This window comes from Mycobacterium sp. NGS29 (assembly GCF_059812965.1).
This window is the reverse complement of the sequence record NZ_JCALDR010000006.1, coordinates 68916-89586: the sequence shown is the minus strand read 5'-3', so window position 1 is coordinate 89586 and position 20671 is coordinate 68916. Positions and strand designations below refer to the sequence as shown.

Sequence of the window (20671 nt, the reverse complement as noted above, 5' to 3'; positions counted from 1 at the left end):
CGCGTAGAATCTGCAAGCACGAGATCGGGCGAGCTCACCCCTTCGGGGGGATCTCGCCCCTTCTCGTGCTTCTTTCATGTGACGAACTTCTGAGAGGTTCTGATGCCGGCCGACTACGACAAACTCTTTCGGCCCGTGCCAGAATCCGGTTCCCCCCCGGACGAGACCGGGCAAACATTTTTCGATCCGAATTCGTTGTCCACACCCGGCCGTTCAGCAACCGGCAATGGCGACGCCGGAAATACCCCGCCCGTCGACTGGTCGCAGCCCACCGGTCCGGCCCCCGGCGCACCGCCGCCCCGCATGCCGATCGGGGCACCTCCGCCAGAACCACCTGAACCCCCACCGCCACCGCCCGCGATGCCGGCCGCGCCGCCACCGGCGTCGGCCGCACCGGCCGCACGGCCCACGTCACCGTTGCCGCCCATGCCGATCGGCGGACCGCCGCCGCCACCGCCCCCCGAGCTCCCGACGTACTCGGCCAAACCGCCCCCGGTGGCGCCCGAACGCATCGCAGCACCCGAACCGCCGCCGGCCGCGCCACCGCAAGAGGCCGCTCCGGTCGAGCGGCCGCCGGCACCTCACCCGCCCATGCCGATCGGCGGGCCGCCGCGCGCGCCGGAACCGCCGCAGCCCGAGCCGGAGCCGGAGCCCAACCCACCGCCGCCCCCGGTTCGCGTCGCCGGCCCCCCTCCCCCGCCGCCCGGCCCGGCACGGGTCCCGCCCGACCGGCCCGACGCAGGTTCGAATCCTCGGGTGCGGCTCGGCACCCACCAGCGCCCCCCGCAGCCACCGAGCCCACCGGCGCCCGAGCAGCCGCCGACACGTCGCAGACACCGGTACCTGCCTGACCCGGAGTCCGGCGAGCCCGACCCGGTGGGCGCCACCTACTTCCGGGTTCCGATGCCCGAGGCTCGCCCGGCCGCGTCACCCGGACAGCCCGGCCAGACGGGTGACCGCCCCGGCAAGCGGCGAGCGCCATCAGGGCCGTTGCCGGCGCAGCCGCCGCCCGCGCCGGCCGACCCGCCACCGGCAGCGTCGCAGCGGGCACCCGCGCCCCCACCCGCTACCCCGCAGCAACCTCCACCTTCAACGCCGCCCCGAGCGCCGTCACCGGCCGCCGCCAAGCCGATTCCGCAACGGGGCTGGCGGGGGCTGGTCTACAGGTCGACGCGGATCAATCTCGGCCTGTCCCGTGACGAGCAGTATGAATTGGACCTGCGCACCCGAGTTGCGCGCAAACCGCGCGGGTCGTATCAGATCGGAATGCTGGGTCTCAAGGGCGGCGTCGGCAAGACGACGACGACGGTCACGTTGGGCACCATGCTGGCGCAGGTGCGCGGCGACCGGATCCTGGTCCTCGACGCCGACCCCGGCTGCGGCAATCTGGCCGAGCGGGCGGGCCGCACCTCGTCGTCGTCCATCGTGGACCTGGTGGCCGACAAGAACCTGTCGCACTACAACGACGTCCGCGCGCACACCAGCGTGAACGCGGACAACCTGGAGATCCTGCCGACCGCCGAATACACCACCGCGGCACGCGGACTCAGCGGCGACGACCTGCGCGCGGCAGTGGATACGGTGTCGAAGTTCTACAACCTGGTGCTGGCCGACTGTGGGCCGGGGCTGTTCGATCCGGTGACGCGGGGTGTGCTGGAGACGGCGTCGGCGATCGTGATCGTCACCAACGTGTCGCTGGACAGCGCCCGCCAGGCCGAGAGCGCACTGGAATGGCTGCACCGCAACGGTTATCAGGACCTGCTCGGTCGCGCCGTCGTCGTGATCAATCATGTCGCGGTCGGCGAAACCAACATCGCGGAGAAGCAATTGGTGCGACAGTTTCAACAGCTGGTTCGACCCGACCGGGTGGTGCTGCTGCCATGGGACAGGCACATCGCCACCGGGACCGAGATACGACTCGATCAGCTCGGCCCGGTCTACCGGCGCCGGGTGCTCGAGCTGGCCGCGGCATTGTCCGACGATTTTGAAAGGGCGGGACGTCGTTGAGCGCACCTGCTGTTGCTGCCGGCTCGACCGCGGCGGGCACCGCCCCCGCCCGACCCGCGACCACACGCGTCACGGTGCTGACCGGCAGACGGATGACCGACCTGGTGTTGCCGGCGGCGACACCGATGTCCACCTACATCGACGAGACCGTCGCGGTGCTCGCCGAACTCCTCGAGGACACCCCGGCCGACATTCTGGGCGGGTTCGACTTCTCCGCGCAGGGCGTGTGGACGTTCGCCCGCCCCGGCTCGCCGCCGTTGAAGCTCGATCAGTCCCTCGACGAGGCGGGCGTCGTCGACGGGTCGCTGCTGACCCTGGTCTCGGCGAGCCGGACTGAGCGGTATCGACCGCTGGTCGAAGACGTCATCGACGCGATCGCGGTGTTGGACGAGACACCCGAATTCGACCGGACGGCGCTCGACCGTTTCGTGGCCGTCGCAATCCCGATTCTGGCCGTCCCGGTCACCGCGGTCGCGTTACGGGCGTGGTGGCTGACCGGGCGGAGCTGGTACTGGGCGCTGGCGATCGGCCTGGTGGGGATCGCCGTGCTGGCCGCCTCGTTCGTGGCGAACCGCTTCTACCAGAAGCCCCAGCTTTCCGAATGCCTGCTGATCGCGGCGGTACCGCTGATCGCGGCCGCTGCGGCCATCGCCGTTCCGTTGCCGCGCGGGGTGAGCTCGCTGGGGGCACCCCAGCTCGCCGCCGCCGCCACCGCGGTGCTGTTCCTGACCTTGCTGACGCGCGGCGGGCCGCGCCGGCGACATGAACTGGCGTCGTTCGCCGTCATCACCATGATCGCGGTGATCGGCGCGGCGATCGCCTACGGCTACGACTATCAGCGCTGGGTCCCGGCCGGCGCCATCGCATTCGGCCTGTTCGTGGTGACCACCGCGGCCAAACTGACCGTCGCCGTCGCCCGCATCGCCCTGCCGCCGATCCCGGTGCCCGGTGAAACGGTGGACAACGAGGAGCTGCTCGACCCGGTCACGGCCGACGAGGCCACCAACGACGAGACCCCCACCTGGCAGGCGATCATCGCCTCGGTACCGGCGTCGGCGGCTCGGCTGACCGAACGCAGCAAGCTGGCCAAGCAACTGCTGATCGGCTACGTCACGGCAGGCACGCTGATCCTGGCCACCGGCGCCGTGGCGGTGGTGACGCGCGGACACTTCTTCATCCACACACTGGTGATCGCGTCGCTGCTGACCGTCCTCTGCGGGTTCCGGTCGCGGCTCTACGTGGATCGCTGGTGCGCGTGGGCCCTGCTCGCGGCGTCGGTCGGCATCCCGACGGGTCTGACGGTCAAACTCGTGCTCTGGTACCCGCAGTGGGCGTGGCTGATCCTGACCGGCTACCTCGCGGTTGCCCTCATCTCGCTGGTGATCATCGGCGCGATGGCCCCGGTCCGGCGCATTTCGCCGGTGGCCAAACGGATTTCGGAACTGGTCGACGGGGCGGTGGTGGCGTCGGTCATCCCGCTGTTGCTGTGGGTGACGGGCGTCTACGACATGGTCCGCAACCTGCGGTTCTGATCGCTAGATCGGCGCGACGACCGAGCCTTCAGCGGGTTTCGGGCCGGATGCGCCGGAGGCGGCCACCGGAGCGCTGACCAACGTCGCCTGGCCCGCGGCGGCTCCGTCGGTCGGCTGACCGACGGCCTGGTCCTGGTCGTCCTTGTTGTCCTCATCCGGCTTGGTGTCACTGGCAAGCTGTGCCCCGCCGCCGCCCTGCGACGCCTGCGAGGCGGCCTGCTGCACGCTCTGGCCGACCTGTTGACCCATCGGCGCCATCTGCTGCGCCAGCGGAGCCAGTTGCACCAGCTGCGGAACCGTTGCGGCGATTTGCGGCGACAGCGCCGCCGCCTGCGCGCTGACCTGCGCCGCAGCACCTGCGGCCGCACCCCCCAGCACCTCCTGCGCAGCGGCCACCGGCCCGCCCAGCATGGCCGCACCCAGCCCCGCCCCGCCCGCGGCGGCGCCGAGCAGCCCCGCCGACTGACCGGTCATGGCGCCCATCACGTTGGCACCCGGCGCTTCGCCCCCGACTCCGAACTGCGTCAACGCCTGACCCAGAGACTGATCAGCCTTGGTGTAGACATCGGCCGCGGTACCCATGCTGGTCGCGGTGCGTTTCAGCGCCGCGGTGACACCGGGCAGGCCGTCGGTGACCAGCGACTCGATTCCCGGCATGGTCTGGTTGATCGCTGCCGACACCGCATCCGATCCGGGCACCGTCACCGGCGCCGGGGGCGTCGGGAAGACGAGTTCGGTGAGCTTGCTTGCGGCGGCGATCAAGCGAGCGGGATCCACGGTCAGCGGTTCGGCCATCGCAGCATCCCTTCTCTGTGTGGGGTCTTACCGTTCACAATTTTACCGGCCTTCACCGGGCCCTCTCTGCAGCAATTCCCGACCGTCCCGGCATCGGCGGGCCGGCGGATCGGACTAGCGCCCGCCCTGGGCGTGCGCCAGCGCGCTGTCGAGCAGACCGCTGACATACCGCCAGTACAGGAAGTCGACGACGGCCGGGCGTTGCGTTTCCGGGTCGGCTGCGTGGTAGGCGGCGTGCAGCGCGATGTCCTGACAGTGCGCTGCGTAGGTGTGGAACCGGCGCAGGTGCGCGACCTCGCGGCCGATCGCCGTGCTGGTCATCGGCTTCATCAGGTCGAACCACAGCATGTGCCGCTCGTCGTCGGGCGCGTTCGCGTCGGCCGGCGGGGGCGGCAGCAGGTCCAGTAGGTGCAGGTCGTCGGTCTCCTGCAGTTGAGCGGCCGCTGCCGGGTCGACCACCTCGAGGCGGGGCCGGCCGACCATCTTCCCGCTGTCCGGAATGTCGTCGTCCTCCAGGATGATCTTGGCGACACCCGCATCCGAGTTGGCCAGCTGTTCGGCGGTTCCGATCACCGCCCGCAGCTGCAGGTCGTGGTAGGCCGCCCAACCCTGTACCGCGAGCACCGGATACGTTGCGGTGCGGGCCTTTTCGTCGATCGGAACGTTACGGTCGGCGCTGGCCATGTGCACCTTGGCGGGCAGCTGGACGCCGTCGGGGAGGTAGGCCAGCCCGTAGCTGTTGGCCACCACGATCTCGCCGTCGGTGGTGACGGCGGTGACCCAGAAGAAGCCGTAGTCGTCATCGCCGCCGCTGTCCCGCGCGTTGAGCGCCGCCGCGACCCGCCGGGCCAGTCGCAGCGGATCCTTCTTGGCACCCCCCGCGCCGGATGCTGCGGCCATCGCGTCGCGCGCGGCCCGCGCGGCCGAGACCGGAACCGACGGCAGTGCCGTCACGTCAACCGCCGGTTCCTTGCGGTCCTTCTCGTCGTCCTTGCGGTCCGGTGGTGCCGGACGTGTGGGTGCTGCGTGTCGCGCGGCGGCAGCGCGGGTGGTCGCACCGGCCGGTGCCTTGCCCGCCCCGCCCAGCGGGGCGCGGCCGCCCGCGGCACGCGATCCGGCACCGGATGCGGCTGGCGCACCGGCGGTTTGGCCCGCGCCTGCGGACGACGACGAACCGGCTGCTGCTGCGGAGCCGCGCGTGGCTGCCGGAATGCCGCCGGCCGCGGCGGGAGTCATCGCCGGCGACGCGTCATCACCGCGGTGCGACGGTCCGGCCTGCTGGCCGGTGTGTCCGGGTGACACGTCGGTCGCGGCGGCGGGCTTCACGTGCGCCGGTTCGGTGCTGGGCGTGCTCGGCGTGGCAGGCGTGCTCGGGTCGACCGGCAGCGACGGCTGGTTCGGCGTGGGGCCGACCGGGGTCGGCGACGGGCTCGGCGCGGGGTGGACCGGGGTCGGGTTGACCGGGGTCGGCGCCGGGCTGGGCGCCGGAGTCGGGTGGACCGGTTTGGCGGGTGCCACCGGCGTCACCGGGGTGACCGGCTGCTCCGGATGCGGCTTGACCGGCGTGACCGGGGTGACCGGCTGGTTCGGATTGACCGGGATCACCGGCGGCACCGGAGTCACCGGCGTGACCGGGTCGGCGGGGGTCACCGGAGTCACCGGAACACCCGGCCCGACCGGGTCATACGGGTTGGCCGGGGTCGGCTCGAACGGCGTCGGCGTGATCGGGGTGACCGGGACACCGGGGCCGATGGGCTCATAGGGGTTAGCCGGCGTCGGCTCGAACGGCGTCGGGGCCGGCCCCACCGGTACGGGCACGTCTGGCGTCGGCGCGACCAGCGTCGGCACCTCCGGGGCGGGGGGCGTCACCTGGTGCAGCAGTTCTTCCAGCGCGTTGTGCGGCGGCTTCCAGTTCCTCGACGCCAGCACCTGTTCGGCGGTCTCGGCGACCAGGCTGGTGTTGGCCTGGTGAGTTGCCCGAACCAGCGCATTGATCGCGTTCTGCCGCTGCTCGGGTTCCAACTCGGTGTCATTTTCCAGCACAATGATTTCACGCTGAGCGCTGTCCACATTGTTGCCGATTTCTGACTTGGTTTGCTCGATCAGATTGGCGATATGACGGTGCCAGGTAATGACCGTGACGAGATAGTCCTGCAGCGTGCCCATTTCGTCGATATTCGCACCGAGCGCGCCATTGGCGGCGTTGGCCGCACCGCCCGACCAGACGCCGCCGTCGAACACCTCGAGCCGCTGCTGCCGGGTGGCGTCGATCACATCGGTGACGTTGCGCAGGACGCTGTTGTACTGCTGGGCGCGCTCGTAGAACGTGTCCTCGTCGGACTCGGGCCAGCCGCCCGGCTCCAGCATCTGACCGGTGTATTCGCCGGTCGGCCGCGGAATGCCCATCGCCTACTCTCCTCCCCGCAACTGCCGGGTTGCAGCAGGACGGCGGGCCCGGATCGTGGCGCCGCATCGCCGGACCGGCAGGCAGCCGCGGCAGCCCGCAGGCCAGGTGAACCGCTCACTGCTACCGGATGTCATGGTTACCAAGCCTAACCGAGGTGAATGCCTGCCACATGCAGCAATTTGATGATCGGGACGGTGCCGGAACGCCCCGCTGCAGCGAAATTCACACTGCAAAAAGAAACGACGAGTCGACGCAAAAAATAACGACTCAGAGCCATTTACGAGAAGCCGCGCCGGGCTTAGCCGGCACCTGCTGCTTTCCCCATCGCTGCCAGTGCGGCGGTGAGTTGCTCCCCGGCGGCGTCGTTGTATTTGCTCGCCGCGGCTTGCGCGTTCTGCAGCGCTTCGTTCACCCTGGCGCCGACGGCCTCGGCACCCAGTTCCTTGATCAATCCGTCGTTGATGCGCACCCCGGTGAGCCACTGGTGTCCGTTGATGGTCACCTCGACGCTCTCGGCTTCGTCGGTGCCGCGGAACGCTCCGCGGTTCATCTGGTTCAGCGTGCCCTCGAGGGCCTGCTGAAACCGCGCCGCCAAGGCCAACGCCGCCGCGACGTGCGGTTCCATCTCCATGTCGGTCACTTCGACTCCTTCATGTCTTGCCGGCGGCGTTGGCCGATGACGGCCTCGGTCCACTCCCTGTCCTCGGTGTAGAGCGCTTCGTCATCCTGTTGTGCGCCCTTGGATTTCGATCCACCCCCGCCTTGGCCGTGACCGCCCATCGGCATGCCCATGCCGCCACCGCCCATGCCGCCGCCGCGGCCCGCACCGGCCTGACCGATGCCGCCGAAGTCACCGGCCCCGGCGGGCCGCATGGATTCGCCAGGAATGCCGGTGCCGGCGCCGGTCGAGGGCGCCAGCGGCATCGACGGCATACCGCCGCCACCGCCGCCGCCCAGCGACATCGGCTTGACGCCAGGGTCTTTGGACAGGCTCGCCGCCGCGTCACGACCCGCCGCGCCCAGCTCTGCGCCCACTCCGGACGGCATCCCGCCGCCACCCGCGCCTGCGCCGGTGGGCGGCATCATCGGGGGCTGCATCCCGGGGGATCCTGAGCCCCCGCCCGCCATGCTCGCCACCTGCATCACCTGGTTCGGGATCAAACCGGGGGTCTGCGCCGGGGGTGGCGGGTCGATCTTGATGGCCGCCGGCGGCTTCGGTGGGTTGACCGGCTCCAGCTGAGCCTTGGAGTTGTACTCGTTGAGCACCTGCTCGGACTTGGACTGGTACTCCGCGTAGAGCTTGATGGCCTGGTCCTTGTAGGCGGGATCTTTGGACAGTTCTTCGAGTTTGGTGATGTCGGCCAGCGTCGGGTGGGAGCGCCGGGCCCACACCTGCAGCTGCGCGATGTACTGGGCCTGCTTGGCCAGCGAGAGGGCCAGCTTGGCCATGTGGGTGATCCACTCCCGCTGCTGATCCAGCGACGCCTCACACGCGGTGGCCGCGTCACCAGTCCAGTTCTCGAAAATGCGGAACCGCTTGACGTCACCCTGCAGTGCGAAGCTGAGTTGATTCCAGCCGTCGGCGAACCCGGCCAGCGACGCGCCCTGGTCGCCCGATTCGAGTTTGGTTGCCGCGGCTTTCAGATCGGTGAAGCCGTCGTCACCTGCGGCCGCCACCTGTTCGGTGTCGTGCAACCCGGCGGAGCTGTCGCCGCCGACGCCGCCGGCCGATTCACCGGCCACCTCGCCACCGTCGCTGTTCAGCGCCTCCGCACCCTCCTCGTCGACCTCGCCGTAGGCCTTAGCGGCATTGCGCAGCGAGGTCGCCAGCCGGGTGCGTTCCCGGGCCCCGGCGGTCAGGAAGTCCCGCATGTTCTGGGCGGACAACGTGAGCTGCTCGGCCGCGTTCCGTGCCGCCGTCAGACCACACGGCGTCTGGGCAACATCGTTGGGTGGCGTCGCCATGGGCGCTTCCACCTCGTCTGCCCGCGACAGAATCTCCTGCTGATCCACCGTCACGGTCTGCGGCTGAGTCATATCGGATCGTCCTCCTTATGCTCTAACCATTATCGTGGCTGGCGACAGACCCGCCTGCACCAATATTCGGCGAATAGGCCTACTTCGGCAGGGCCAGTTGGAAGCGGCTTTCCTCCGGCGGCGAGACTCGACGGATCGGCAGCTCACGGTGTCGCGGGGTGCCGACCATGTTGTGGCGCAGGATCACCTTGTCGACACCGGGATGCGGACCCAGATATGTGGTCGCGTTCGGCCACACCACCTTGGTCACCGGTCCCACCTGCGCACCGATCAGCCGGGCGAACTCCTCGAAGTGCGCACCGACCGTCACCGCCGCGCCCGCGGCCGCCGAACGCACCGCGAACTGGGTGAACGTCTGCGCGTCACCGAGGTTGAGGCTGACGTCGACGTCGTCGAACGGCAGGTACACCGGGCACCGGTTCACCGTCTCGCCGACCAGGATTCCAGCCGAGCCGATCGGGATCTGGCAGTGCCGGTCGGCGACCAGATCCTGCCCGGTCAGCGCGGGCCGCTGACCGCCGAACAGCCGGGTGAAACCCCGCGGCGTCTTCGGTTTGCCCGCCGTGGTGAGCAGCACGGTGGCCTGCGGGGCGACGCCGGGAGCGATCCGGACCCGGGTGATGGTGTGGTCGGCACGAGCCGACCACCACAGGTCCGGGCCGCCCGGCGCGGTGTAGGCGGCGGTGTAGGAATCGCGTCCCTGGATCATCGACCACTTCTCGCGGGCGAAGCCGATGTCGATGGCGTGGTCGTAGTCGTCGAAGCTGCGCCCGCAGACCGCGTCGACACCGTGGCTGGCCAGGGCGTCGGCGATGCGGGTCGCCGAGGCCACCAGGTAGCGCGCCAGACCGGCGACCCCTTCGTCGCGGCGCTGCGCCGACCGGTGGGTCTGCTCGGGGTCGGCCCGCAGCATGATCCAGGTCCGACGGTTGGCCGGTGCCGGGTCGGCGCCGATCACCTGCTGGTACAGGTTCACCACCTCCGGGGTGGCGGTGCGGCCTACCCGGAAGCCGGCCGAGACCACGTCGGCTTCCATATCCGGGCAGTGCACCGACAGCAGTTCTTCGAGCAGGCGGGTGTCCAGCACGTCGTCGGTGTGGGCCTGGCCGTCGACGATGACCGTCGGTGTGAACGGGCGCGGCTTGAGTTCGATCACCGCGATCAGATGGTCGCGGCGCCAGCGCACCGCCACGTGATCGCCCGGCTTGACCGTGGCTCCCACCACCGGCTCGGACGGAACGTCGGGCGGGTTGCGGCGCCGGCGCAGCCACGCGAACACCGTCGCCACCCAGCCGGTGACCCGGCGGCCGGAGAAGGTGACGAATGCGACCACTGCGCCCAGCGCCACCAGCACAATGCCGGCCCACCAGTACCGCGTCTGCAGGAAATACAGAATGACCAGCGGTGCCAGCACCGCCAGGAGCAACGTGTGCCCGGTGCTGAAGCGCAGCCTGATGGGATTTCTCATCGGCGCCTCAACGCCCGCGCGGCGAGTGCCCCGAGGACCAGGGCCAGCGCCAGGCCCCCGACGGCCAGCGCCACCACGGTGATCGGCCGCCGGTCGGGACCCGGTGTGATCACCGGCGGCGGCATGCGCCGGACGCTGTAGGGGATCTGCCCCGGCCCGGGCGTGATGTCCCAGGTCAACGCCGCGACCGCATTGACGACGCCGTCGCCGACCAGGTTGTCGGTGCCGCCGCCAGGGTGCCGTGCGGTGGCCTGGATGCGGTTCATCACCTGCGCGGGCGTCAGCTGCGGAAAACGCTGCCTGATCAGCGCGGCCAGGCCCGAGACGTAGGCCGCGGCGAACGAGGTGCCGGCGATCGGCACCGGGCCCTCCTTGCCTTGCAGCGCATTCACCGGCTCGCCCTGACCGCCCAGGGAGATGATGTTCTCAGCCGGGGCGGCCACGTTGACCCACGGCCCGTGCATGGAAAACGTGCTGGGTACACCGGTCTGTCCGATGCCACCGACGGTGATCACCAGGTCTCCGTACCACGCGGGCGTGACGACGGTCTGCACTTTCGTCCAACCGCGCGAGTCCTTGGGGTTCGCGGCGTCCGGCAGCGGATTCTGCGCGCAGTCGCCACCGGTGTTGCCGGCCGCAACCACCACCACCACGTTCTTGACGTTGACCGCGTAATCGATGGCAGCGCCCAGGCTGGCCTCGTCGATCGGTTTGGTCACCTTGTAGCAGGCGGCCTCGCTGATGTTGATGACGCCGGCACCGAGGTTGGCGGCGTGCACCACCGCCCGCGCGAGGCTGCGGATCGACCCGGCTGCCGGCGTCGAGTTGGGGTCGTTCGGGTTGGGTTGGGAGCCGACCGGCTCGAACGCTTCCGAGGTCTGCCGGATCGAGAGCAGACGGGCGTCCGGGGCGACGCCGACATACCCGTCGGTGGGCGCCGGCCGCCCCCCGATGATGGCTGCGGTCAGGGTTCCGTGCGCGTCGCAGTCCGACAACCCGTTGCCGGCCTGGTCGACGAAGTCGCCGCCGGGTTCGGCCGGAACCCGCGGCGAGGCGTTGACGCCGGTGTCGATGACGGCGACGGTCACCCCTGCCCCGGTCGCGAACTTATGGGCTTCGGTCACCCCGATGTAGGAGTTGCTCCACGGCGGGTCGTGGAAGGTGGATTCGGGCAGGACGGTGGGCCCGGAGCACTGGACGCGTTGCTCGGTCGGCTGGTCGGGGCCCGTCACGTCCGGCGGCAGCGCTCCCGGGTCGATAGCGGGCGGAGTGATTGCCGATGCGGGCGGCGCGAGCAACGGCGCCGTCATTACGGCCAGCGCCACCGCCATCAGCAAGATCCGGTGCACCCCCGAATCACTCCGTTCATTCAGTTCGTTCGGCGTGGCAAATCCTGGGAGCAGTTTAGACGTAGCGGTTGCGTAAACGGCGCTATTCGGACGGGGTTGGGCGGACGTGTGCCCGGGTCCCGTGCTGCTCGTCGGAGGCATGGTGTGGACAGTCCGGGCCTACCGCCGCCATTCGGAGGGGGCACCCCGGCATCCGCCCTCGCACGACTGCGGGCTCGACAACGCGAGCGTTACATAGCTCACTACTATTGTAAATACGGTACTTGCTACGATTGGGCCGGACTCCCCACAGAAAGCTCGAGGTTTGTCATGGCCACACCCGTCATCGTCGGCGCTGTTCGGACTGCGATCGGTCGGTCCTTCAAGGGCACGCTCGTCAACACCCCGCCCGAGACGCTGATTACCGCTGTGCTGCCTGAGGTGGTGCGCCGCTCCGGGGTGGACCCGGCGGCCATCGACGACATCATCTTCGCCGAATCGCATTACGGCGGCGGCGATTTGGCGCGCTACGCGGCCACCGCCACCGGTTTGGAGCATGTGCCCGGACAGTCGGTGAACCGGCACTGCGCGGGCAGCCTGACCGCGATCGGCAACGCTGCCGCGCAGATCGGCTCCGGCATGGAGCGGGTGCTGATCGCCGGCGGGGTGCAGTCGCTGTCCATGACGCCGCTGACCAACTGGCGCATCCCCGGTCCGGAGCTCAAATTCGAGGAGCGGTGGATGCCGCCCACCCACGTCGAGACGCCGGACGCGCCGGCCAAAGACATGTCGATCACCGTTGGCTGGAACACCGCGCAGTCGGTCGGGATCACCCGGGAGGAGATGGATGCCTGGGCGGCTCGGTCGCACCAGCGCGCGGTCGCCGCGCAGGACGCCGGCAAGTTCACCGACGAGATCCTGCCGTTGAAGATCACCGTGCACGACGGGTCGGTGGTCGACTTCTCCGTCGACGAACACCCACGCCGCGACACCACGGTGGAGAAGCTAGCCGGCCTGAAGGTGCTGCATCCCGAGATCGAGGGGTTCTCGATCACCGCGGGCAACAGCAGCGGCACCAATGACGCGGCCGCCGCGGTCGCGCTGGTGGAGGCCGACTATGCCGCCGCCGAGGGGCTGAACGTGATGGCGAAGGTCCGGGCCTGGGCAGCTGCCGGCGTGCCGCCGCGCGACTGCGGGCTCGGTGCGGTTAAGGTGATCGGCAAAGTGCTGCAGCGGGCCGGGTTGTCCGTCGAGGACGTGGCGTTGTGGGAGATCAACGAGGCGTTCGCCTCAGTGCCGATCGCCGCGTGCCGCGAGTACGGCATCGACGAGGAGAAGGTGAACTTCTCCGGCAGCGGCTGCAGCCTCGGTCACCCGATCGCGGCGTCCGGTGCCCGGATGATCACCACCCTGACCTACGAGCTGGCCCGGCGCGGCGGCGGGATCGGGGTCGCGGCCATGTGTGCCGGCGGCGGGCAGGGCGGCGCCGTCGTCATCGAGGTGTAGGCGTCAGACGCTGCCGCTGCGGCGCGGTCGCTCCATCAAATATCAAGCCCCACATGCTTTTCCGCGCAGGCTTCCCGTACCGCGGTGATCACGTCGGCGCTGCGTAGGGTTTGCAGGTCGTCGATCGTGACCGACCCTTTCGCGCTGCGGTGTTGGGCGGCCACCCGCGAATCCCGCAGTCGTTCGGCGCGTTCGACGACGTTGCGCGCGAAGCGCCCGTTGTGCATCGCATCGATACCGTGCGTGCCGTCGGGCGCGCGATACGCACGCAGCTTCGCACACGCAGCGTTCAGCGCGTCGGCCGCCGCCGGCTCGATCACAGTGGCACGCGGACTGCCGTAGCGCACCGCGATCTCGACCAATTCGTCCGGAGTGTAGGACTCGAAACGCAACTTGCGATTGAAGCGGCCCGCCAAACCCGGGTTGACCGTAAGGAATTCGTCGACTTCCTTCTCGTAACCCGCCCCGATGAAGCAGAAGTCGAACCGGTGCACCTCCAACGCGACCAGCAGCTGGTTGACCGCCTCCATGCCGATCATGTCCGGTCGGCCATCTTGGTGACGTTCCACCAACGAATAGAATTCATCCATGAACAGGATCCGGCCGAGCGAACGGTTGATCAGCTCGTTGGTCTTCGGCCCGGACGCTCCGATGTGCTCGCCGCAGAAGTCCGCCCGCTTGACTTCCACGATCTCCGGGTGACGCACAATCCCCAGTCCGGCATAGATCTTGCCCAAAGCTGCAGCGGTCGTGGTCTTTCCGGTTCCGGGCGGTCCCACCAACAGCATGTGATTGGTCTGGTTGGCGACCGGTAGCCCGGCCGCCAACCGCAACGCACGTACCTCGATCTGGTCCTCCAGTTCGGCGACCGCCCGCTTGACTTCCGCCAGGCCCACTTGGTTTTCCAGCAGTGCCCGCCCCTGCGTCAGCAGTTCGTTGCGGCGCTCCTCGTGTTCGGCCTCGGTGCGCTGCTGAGCCGAGCGCTGGGTGCTGACGTCCCACTTGTCCGTCCGGGTGCCGATCGTTTCCTCGTCGGTGATCACCAGCTGCAGGCCGGAATCGGCCAACGCGTGCTTGGCGGATTCCATCAGCGCACCGTTGATCGTCGCCTTGGACAACCACACCTGCGCCTGGTGTTCGTCGCCGAGTTGACGGTGCGCCATCCCCCGGACGTAGGCCAGATCCGCGGCAATCAACGGGAAATCGGCGGCATCGATCGCGGCGGCAGTGAGGTGCCGGCTGGTTTGGGTGGGCATCGCCTGGCCGGTTCGCACCTCGACCCGGTCCGCCCACTCCAGTGCGACCCGCGCCTGGCCCAGATGTGCGGCGGCATGCGCAGCCAGGGCGCAGGTGGCCGCCGTGACGACCGACCTGATGATCGCCTGCGGCGGCAAGATCGCCGCCGCCACTGCGATCACATCCGGCCAGCGTTGCGTGGCGAACATCAGGTAAGCCTCAAGATGCTGCCGCCACTGGTGGTTCTCCCACGAATCCAGCAGCGCCGAATCCGCCAGCAGTGCTTCGGATTTCTCGTACTGACGGTCGTCGACGAGCGCGCTGGCCAGCGCCAGCCCGGCATGCGAGGCCTCGGTCACCGATATGGACAGGTACGGCCCGGCTTTGATCGGCGCCGACAACCGCACCCCGAGCCGGTTGGTCTCCCGATGCAACCGCGACCCGTACGTGTACAGCTGCTGGACTGTCGTTAAGGATTCATCGCCCGCGGCGATCCGGCCCAGCCACGCATCCGCCATCGAGGGATCGATCTCGGTGGCTTCCGCGAACCGGGCCCTGGCACCGTCAACATCTCGGTCCAACAACATCATTGCCTGATCGAACCGCTTGCGGGCGGCGGCCGTGCTGGTGCTGCTGGTCATGGCGATTCCGCTGCCGCAAGCTCGCCGCTGCGCACGTTCGTGGGTTCAGAAGAGACGTAGCGATTCTCGGCCCGGAACAGCTCGATCTCCATGGCGTGCACCCCGGTGACGGTCGCCACCTCGACCGTCGCCTGCCCCTGCTGGGTGATCACGACGCTCGCGGCGCCACGGTAAGGGGCACCCGGATCCCCCACGGAGATCACCGTATTCGGGCGGGGACCGGGTGTGACAGTGCCGTCGACGACACTGACCGTGGTTCCTGCGATCGGTTTGGTCGCGTCAGTGACGGCCACCTCCGGCATCCGGACGCTGGCCCAGCGTTCGGCATCCCGGGTGTGCACCGTCACCCGGTCACCGGAGCCGGCCAGCCGCACCACCAACCGCTTGACCAGTGCGTCGTCGGCGGCGACGTGGACGCGGCTGAATTCACCGGGATCATCCAGCGGGAGCATCATCCGTTGTCCTGCAGCGGTTTTGCCGAGCAGCACCCCGGACGGACCGATCGGAATGACGAGCGGACCGGTCAGCGATCCGCGCCGGACGCCGCGTAGCGCCGGCATCGGGCCACACAAGTTGGCGGCGACGGCGCACGCCTGCTCACCAGGCAACGTCCGCAGCACCGTGCTCGGCGGTACGGTCAGCGGGTGGGCGCTGCGTACCGTCAAGGTGGCGGTAACGCTTCCGTCCCCGAAAAGTGTGACGTTCTGGGTGATTCCGTCGGCACGCATCGACCACGCCTGCGCCAGCGCCTCTTCGGTGATGGCGGTGGGGGGATACCAGTAGGTGCTTAGCCAGCCACCGTCGCCGCGGACCGATCGCCAGCGACGGTTCGGAACCGCCAGCGCCGATTTGCCGAGCCGACGCTCCAATTCGACGATGTCGGTGGCGGTCGCGACTTTCGCGCGGATCCCTTGTTGGCGCATGGCCGCACTGACCCGCTGCGCGGCGGCCAGCGTCGCGGTGCCGATCGAGGAACGGCATTGCAGCGCTTCGGCATTGGCGAGCGCGCTGACGCGCACGACCACCCAGGTCTCACGCTGCCCGGCATACGGCGGGGTGCCGATCAGCGTGTCGTACACCCGCGGGTAGTCACCGGTGGCCCGCCGCCGGGCTCCACTGCTCACCACGCTGAGCGAGTCGATGGAGAGACCGAGACTCTGCTGCATCAGCGGCTGCAAATCAGCGATGTCGACAGCGTTTTCGGTGCGGGCGGAGGTCGAGCCGGTGAACAGTGTCGGTGCGTGCGCCTTGCCCAGCAGTTGCACCGCCGCGACCGCTACACCATCCTGGAATCGGACACCGCCCCCGGCCCGGTCATTGGCGACGGTGCGCGGCGCGGTCCACGGAATCGGCCGATTCCGCCGGTGCCACAACAGCAGCCACGACCACGCGGTATGACCGCGCCACGGGACAGAGGTTGCCAGCACCGAGCACGCCAAACCTGTTGCGGCACCCCAGTACCCGCCCAGCGCCAAGCCGAGGACAGCTGCGCTGAACACGACCGCGATGACGGCGAGCCTGCTTGCTGCCGTCATCGTCGCCGCCGTGCCCGGGCGATCAGCGCCACCGCCCCGACTGCGGCCACCACCAGCCCGGCGAATACCAGAGCGACATTGCGGGCACGGTGGTCCGGCGCAGGCGGCGGAGCGGCAGGGGTGATGATGCGGCTGTGCGCGGATGGTGGTAGTCGTTCTCCCGCAGGCACATCGAATGTCAGCGCGGCTACCGGATCGACCACGCCGTAGCCGACTTGGTTGTCCACGCCCCGGGGCGGGTTGTGGGCCGTCTGCACGATGCGGTTGATGATCTGGTGTGCGGACAACGCCGGGTACTTCGCCCGCACCAGCGCCGCGACGCCGCTGACATAGGCTGCCGAGAAACTGGTACCCCAGATGGGCATGTTCTTCTCGCCCGGATGGATCGGCGGATAGGCGTTGACAGGCCCTCCGGTCTGCGGCGACAGCCCCATGATGCCTACCCCAGGCGCCGCGGCGGCCACCCAGGGACCGGCCAGGCTCTTGCTGATCGGTGCGCCGGTATTGTCCACGGCCCCAACCGATAACACGTAGTCGGAGAACCACGACGGCGAGGAGACGGTCTTGACCTGGTGCCAGTCGCGCGGGTCGGATGTGATCAGCGGATCGAAGCTGGGATTCTGCGCACAGCCGTCCTCGCTGTCGTTGCCGGCCGCAGCCACGATCAGCGCGTCCTTGACGGTGGCCGCATACCAGACTGCCGCGCCGATGGCGGCCTGATCAAGCGGATCAGCGGCCGAAACACAGGACGTCACACTGATATTGATGACCTTGGCACCCATGTTGGCGGCGTGCACTATCGCGCTGGCCAGGGTCGCGATCGAACCCGCCTTCTTGCGCACTTCCGAGTCGCCGGGTCCCGGGTTCACCGGTTCATAGGCGCGTGATGACTGCCGGATGGAAATGATGACAGCGTGCGGCGCGACGCCGACCACCCCGTCGGGGGCGCCGGGCGCGGGGCCCGGCACCTCTGGGACATCGGTGGTTCCGGTGCCGGGATCCCCTGGGGCGTTGGACGGTTCGTCGGACGGCGGCGGAGGCGGCGGCGGTGCCGGCTTGGTCTCGGTCACCGTCACCGGCGCGGGCGGCGGCGGCGCGGCCGGCGGTGGCGGCGGTCCCCCGGGGGGCGGTGGCGCGGCGTCGCCAGCCGGCGCCCCGGCCGGCGGTGCGAACGCGGGGGTGCTGGGCATGGGAGCGGGCATCGGGCTGCCCTGCGGCGCAGCCCCGATGACCGAGGCCACGATGGTCCCGTGCGAATCGCAGTCCATCAGGCCGTCACCGCTCATGATGTAGTCCCCGCCGGCGACCACCCGCAGCCGGGGACTGGGATTGATACCGGTGTCGATGATCGCCACCGGAACCCCGTTGCCGGTGGAGTACTGCCACGCTTTGCTGATGTTGAGCATGGTGAAACCCGGTGCGGTGACCGACACGTTGGGGTCCGCCACGGTGATGGTTCGGGCGCACATGTTGCTCTGCCGCATCGGCTGATCGGGACCGGGTTTGCCATCCGCCGGCACCCGGGCGGGATCGATGACCGGCGGTGGAATTGCATGTGCTGCAACAGGGTTCGCTGAAACCGCGAGCACTGCCCCGGTCAGGACCACGCCGCTGAGTCGGGCCGCGAGCCGTCTCATCGCATGCGCACCCAGGTGAACAGCCCACCGATCCAGGCGGCCAGCGGCAGCGCCGCGATGATCGCCACGATCTCCAGCCATTCGGCGGCCATTCGCACCAGCGGCGTGAACCTGGTGACCGGCACCAGCAGCGCCGCCAGCAGTCCCGCCCCGGCGAAAATGGCCAACACCACCGACCCGGGCACCAGCGCATGTCCCGACGACGCCGGTTCGCGCACCACGTATTTCACGACACCGACACATGTTGCGGCCGCGGCCCCGCAGACCAGGGCGATCGCTTGATGTTTGTCGGCGAACGCCCGACCCCGGCTGATGAAGATCACCACGAACAGCGCCGCGAGCACGGCGGCCGGCGTACCCCGGTCCCGGCCCGGCATCAGGGTGGCCCACACCGCAATCGGCAACGTCGCTCCGGCGCCCACGCATATTCCGGTGAGCACACTGTTGGCTCGTTTGGCCGCGGCCGCGATCTGGGCGCCGCGCGGGGTGGTGTCCGGATTCGCACCGTCCTCAGCACCCTCGACCGCGTCACTGACCGGCGAGACAGCATCCACCGGCATCCCGTCGCTGCGCCGGAACAGGTCGCGTCCGGTGATCGAACCGAAGTACGGCGGCCGGATCCGGGCGACCCACAGCGCAAACGTCGGGGCAAGGGTCAGGGTCAACAGCAGCGCCACCAGGGTGGTCATGCCCAGCCACTGGGCCGGCACCGGCCACCACATCCGGGTGGCCGCTACGAGGGCGCCAAGTGCGCACAGCGTCACCGCTGCCGCTGCGGCGCTGACATGGCGCCCGGTGGCCGTGGCCATTCCGCAGGTCAGAACTCCGGCCGCCAGCGCGGCGATGAACAGGTGCGCGGATCCCGGTCTGCCCGGCGCGCCGGCGCCCAGTGCCGCCGCGGTCAGCGGTACCGCCAGCCAGCCGAGCCCGTCGAGCATGTCGATGCGGTCGGGCCACCATCGCCAGACGGCCAGGGCGCCACCGCCGCAGCAGAGGGCCAGCGCTGCAACGACGCAGCTGGACATCAACGAATCGTTCGAAATACGGTGCCGCACAGCCAGTCCGAGAACGGTAATGACGACCATCGCGACGATCGACAGGGCGGTGTGCGCGGCCGTCTGCATCGTGACCGGTTCGAAGAGTTTCTTGCCGACCCGGGCCAGACCGGTGGACAGCGACTCGTACTGCGGCTCGAAGGACTCGCCTTCGGCAGCGGGTACCAGGATGAGAGTGGCGCCGTCTTCCACGCCGAGTTCGTCGAGGGTCTTGGTGATGTCGAGGCGTACCCCGTTGGCCTTGTGCAGTTCGTATCCGACGCCGGGTTCGAGTCCGGGCAGGCCCCGTCGTTTGAGCTCGTCGTTGAGCAGTTCGACGATGTTGTCGATGAAGACCTCGATCGGGACCGAGGCCGGGTACACCTGTGAGAGCAGGTGGTCGCCGCACACCACGGCGACCGCGCAACGGGCCGGAAACGAGACCTTGCCAACCAGAGCGGCCATTAGCGCGGCCTGTCGGCGTCCGGAATGTATTTGTCGGCCAGCGCCGCAGCGATCTCGAACAGCCGCAGCCGGGTCTTCTTGGTCAATTCGTGGCGGGTATCGATGATTCCGCCCTTGGCGAGGTACGGGTCGTACGGCATGAATTCGACGGTCGCGCCGGATTGGCGGAAACGTTCGGTGAGGTAGTCACGCGCATCGGGGTCGTAATTGTTGCGACTGTCGTTGAGCACCACGGTGCTGCGGGAGACCAGTTCGTGGTAGCCCATCGACCTCAGCAGGTCGATGGCGCGGGTCACCGGCAGCGAGGTGTCGGCGGTCAGACCGGAGACGAAGACCAGCGCGTCGCAGGACTCGAGCACGGCCTTCATCACGGGGTGTTCGAGGTCGTCGGAGGTGTCCACCACGATGACGGTGTGGGTGCGGCGCAGCCGTGACAGCACGCCGGTGAACATCGACGGGACCAGGGGCCGCGGTTGGTCGGAGGCCCGGTTGCCGGCCAATACGTCCAGACCGATGCTGTTCTGCCCCAAGTGTTCTCGGATGTCGGCGTAGCCCTGCACGTCGGTGTCGTTGAGCACTGCCGAATAGTCGCCCGGCGGTGATTCGTCGATGCGGCCGGCCAGGGTTCCGAATCCGGGCGCCGCGTCGATCGCGACGACGTTGTCGGGCCGGCACTCCCGGAAGACACCGCCGATGCACGCTGTCATGGTGGTCTTGCCGACACCTCCCTTGCCCGAGACCACTCCGATCACGTACTGCTTACGGATGTGCCGGCGGATCCGCTCCTGCAGTTCCCGGTAGTGCCGTTCGGCCGGTGACTCGCCAAGGTTGAGGGCCTTGAAAGTCGCGTGGTAGAGGAACTTCCGCCAACCCGAGCCGGGCGGAATTTTGCGGGGCGCCACCATGTCGGAGATCCGCAACGTCCCCGACACGGACTCCTGGTGTTGGTAACGCCCGGCGGACGCACCGACTGGTTCCGCGGTGTTCGCGGCTGCATTCCACGAATTCGTCACGACGCCATCGCTAAACACTCGACCTATACC

General features: G+C 69.1%; 14 protein-coding genes. 3 read left to right on the top strand and 11 right to left on the bottom strand.

Translation table 11 applies throughout. The features are described from left to right. The first annotated feature begins 102 nt into the window (after positions 1 to 102). Complete coding sequence (locus tag AC5Y5Z_RS10555; RefSeq protein ID WP_499925045.1) at positions 103 to 2007, top strand: MinD/ParA family ATP-binding protein; 1905 nt, start codon at positions 103 to 105, stop codon at positions 2005 to 2007. Then, positions 2004 to 3539 (top strand): type VII secretion integral membrane protein EccD, encoded by a 1536-nt coding sequence (eccD, locus tag AC5Y5Z_RS10550; protein WP_499925043.1) that lies wholly within the window; start codon positions 2004 to 2006, stop codon positions 3537 to 3539. The genes AC5Y5Z_RS10555 and eccD (AC5Y5Z_RS10550) overlap by 4 nt, the downstream gene beginning before the upstream one ends. Before the next feature lie 3 nt (positions 3540 to 3542). Here the strand turns inward: eccD (AC5Y5Z_RS10550) and AC5Y5Z_RS10545 are convergent, their stop codons facing one another. From AC5Y5Z_RS10545 to mycP (AC5Y5Z_RS10520), 6 genes are all read right to left on the bottom strand, one after another. Continuing rightward, positions 3543 to 4334: a hypothetical protein gene (locus tag AC5Y5Z_RS10545; RefSeq protein WP_499925041.1), complete on the bottom strand. Its 792-nt coding sequence runs from the start codon at positions 4332 to 4334 to the stop codon at positions 3543 to 3545. A gap of 114 nt (positions 4335 to 4448) precedes the next feature. Next, positions 4449 to 6740 carry an EspK C-terminal domain-containing protein gene (locus AC5Y5Z_RS10540; protein ID WP_499925039.1) on the bottom strand — a complete coding sequence of 764 codons (2292 nt, stop codon included), beginning with the start codon at positions 6738 to 6740 and terminating at the stop codon, positions 4449 to 4451. A 299-nt stretch (positions 6741 to 7039) separates the two neighbouring features. After that, positions 7040 to 7372: a YbaB/EbfC family nucleoid-associated protein gene (locus AC5Y5Z_RS10535; RefSeq protein ID WP_463826428.1), complete on the bottom strand. Its 333-nt coding sequence runs from the start codon at positions 7370 to 7372 to the stop codon at positions 7040 to 7042. A 5-nt stretch (positions 7373 to 7377) separates the two neighbouring features. Continuing rightward, entirely contained in the window at positions 7378 to 8778 is a 1401-nt protein-coding gene (gene espB / locus AC5Y5Z_RS10530; RefSeq protein ID WP_499925037.1) for an EspB family ESX-1 secretion system-associated protein, read from the bottom strand. A gap of 79 nt (positions 8779 to 8857) precedes the next feature. Continuing rightward, positions 8858 to 10246, bottom strand: a complete 1389-nt coding sequence (gene eccE / locus AC5Y5Z_RS10525; protein ID WP_499925035.1) for a type VII secretion protein EccE — start codon at positions 10244 to 10246, stop codon at positions 8858 to 8860. Beyond that, complete coding sequence (mycP, locus tag AC5Y5Z_RS10520; protein ID WP_463826251.1) at positions 10243 to 11595, bottom strand: type VII secretion-associated serine protease mycosin; 1353 nt, start codon at positions 11593 to 11595, stop codon at positions 10243 to 10245. Before mycP (AC5Y5Z_RS10520) ends, eccE (AC5Y5Z_RS10525) begins: the two co-directional genes overlap by 4 nt. 309 nt (positions 11596 to 11904) lie before the next feature. Here mycP (AC5Y5Z_RS10520) and AC5Y5Z_RS10515 point away from each other — a divergent pair, with 309 nt between their 5' ends. Then, on the top strand, positions 11905 to 13080 hold the full coding sequence (locus tag AC5Y5Z_RS10515; protein ID WP_473138680.1) for a thiolase family protein: 1176 nt from the start codon (positions 11905 to 11907) through the stop codon (positions 13078 to 13080). A 35-nt stretch (positions 13081 to 13115) separates the two neighbouring features. Here AC5Y5Z_RS10515 and eccA read toward each other — a convergent pair whose 3' ends face one another. The 5 genes from eccA to AC5Y5Z_RS10490 are packed head-to-tail and all read right to left on the bottom strand — an operon-like array spanning position 13116 to position 20641. Further along, complete coding sequence (gene eccA, locus AC5Y5Z_RS10510; protein ID WP_499925034.1) at positions 13116 to 14957, bottom strand: type VII secretion AAA-ATPase EccA; 1842 nt, start codon at positions 14955 to 14957, stop codon at positions 13116 to 13118. Continuing rightward, positions 14954 to 16492, bottom strand: coding sequence for a type VII secretion protein EccE (gene eccE / locus AC5Y5Z_RS10505; protein ID WP_499925032.1), 1539 nt, complete (start codon positions 16490 to 16492; stop codon positions 14954 to 14956). Before eccE (AC5Y5Z_RS10505) ends, eccA begins: the two co-directional genes overlap by 4 nt. After that, positions 16489 to 18129: a type VII secretion-associated serine protease mycosin gene (gene mycP, locus AC5Y5Z_RS10500; protein WP_499925031.1), complete on the bottom strand. Its 1641-nt coding sequence runs from the start codon at positions 18127 to 18129 to the stop codon at positions 16489 to 16491. Before mycP (AC5Y5Z_RS10500) ends, eccE (AC5Y5Z_RS10505) begins: the two co-directional genes overlap by 4 nt. Beyond that, a complete protein-coding gene (eccD, locus tag AC5Y5Z_RS10495) occupies positions 18126 to 19628 on the bottom strand; it encodes a type VII secretion integral membrane protein EccD (protein WP_499925029.1) in 1503 nt (500 codons plus the stop codon). The genes mycP (AC5Y5Z_RS10500) and eccD (AC5Y5Z_RS10495) overlap by 4 nt, the downstream gene beginning before the upstream one ends. Beyond that, entirely contained in the window at positions 19628 to 20641 is a 1014-nt protein-coding gene (locus AC5Y5Z_RS10490; RefSeq protein ID WP_499925027.1) for a MinD/ParA family ATP-binding protein, read from the bottom strand. Before AC5Y5Z_RS10490 ends, eccD (AC5Y5Z_RS10495) begins: the two co-directional genes overlap by 1 nt. Between the last annotated feature and the right edge of the window lie 30 nt (positions 20642 to 20671).

What these genes read in the sequence shown, in the direction of transcription:
- espB (WP_499925037.1), bottom strand. Translation starts at nt 8,778, where the DNA reads ATGACTCAGCCGCAGACCGTGACGGTGGATCAGCAGGAGATTCTGTCG.
- AC5Y5Z_RS10545 (WP_499925041.1), bottom strand. Translation starts at nt 4,334, where the DNA reads ATGGCCGAACCGCTGACCGTGGATCCCGCTCGCTTGATCGCCGCCGCA.
- eccE (WP_499925032.1), bottom strand. Translation starts at nt 16,492, where the DNA reads ATGACGGCAGCAAGCAGGCTCGCCGTCATCGCGGTCGTGTTCAGCGCA.
- AC5Y5Z_RS10540 (WP_499925039.1), bottom strand. Translation starts at nt 6,740, where the DNA reads ATGGGCATTCCGCGGCCGACCGGCGAATACACCGGTCAGATGCTGGAG.
- AC5Y5Z_RS10535 (WP_463826428.1), bottom strand. Translation starts at nt 7,372, where the DNA reads ATGGAGATGGAACCGCACGTCGCGGCGGCGTTGGCCTTGGCGGCGCGG.
- AC5Y5Z_RS10515 (WP_473138680.1), top strand. Translation starts at nt 11,905, where the DNA reads ATGGCCACACCCGTCATCGTCGGCGCTGTTCGGACTGCGATCGGTCGG.
- AC5Y5Z_RS10555 (WP_499925045.1), top strand. Translation starts at nt 103, where the DNA reads ATGCCGGCCGACTACGACAAACTCTTTCGGCCCGTGCCAGAATCCGGT.
- eccE (WP_499925035.1), bottom strand. Translation starts at nt 10,246, where the DNA reads ATGAGAAATCCCATCAGGCTGCGCTTCAGCACCGGGCACACGTTGCTC.
- eccA (WP_499925034.1), bottom strand. Translation starts at nt 14,957, where the DNA reads ATGACCAGCAGCACCAGCACGGCCGCCGCCCGCAAGCGGTTCGATCAG.
- eccD (WP_499925029.1), bottom strand. Translation starts at nt 19,628, where the DNA reads ATGGCCGCTCTGGTTGGCAAGGTCTCGTTTCCGGCCCGTTGCGCGGTC.
- mycP (WP_499925031.1), bottom strand. Translation starts at nt 18,129, where the DNA reads ATGAGACGGCTCGCGGCCCGACTCAGCGGCGTGGTCCTGACCGGGGCA.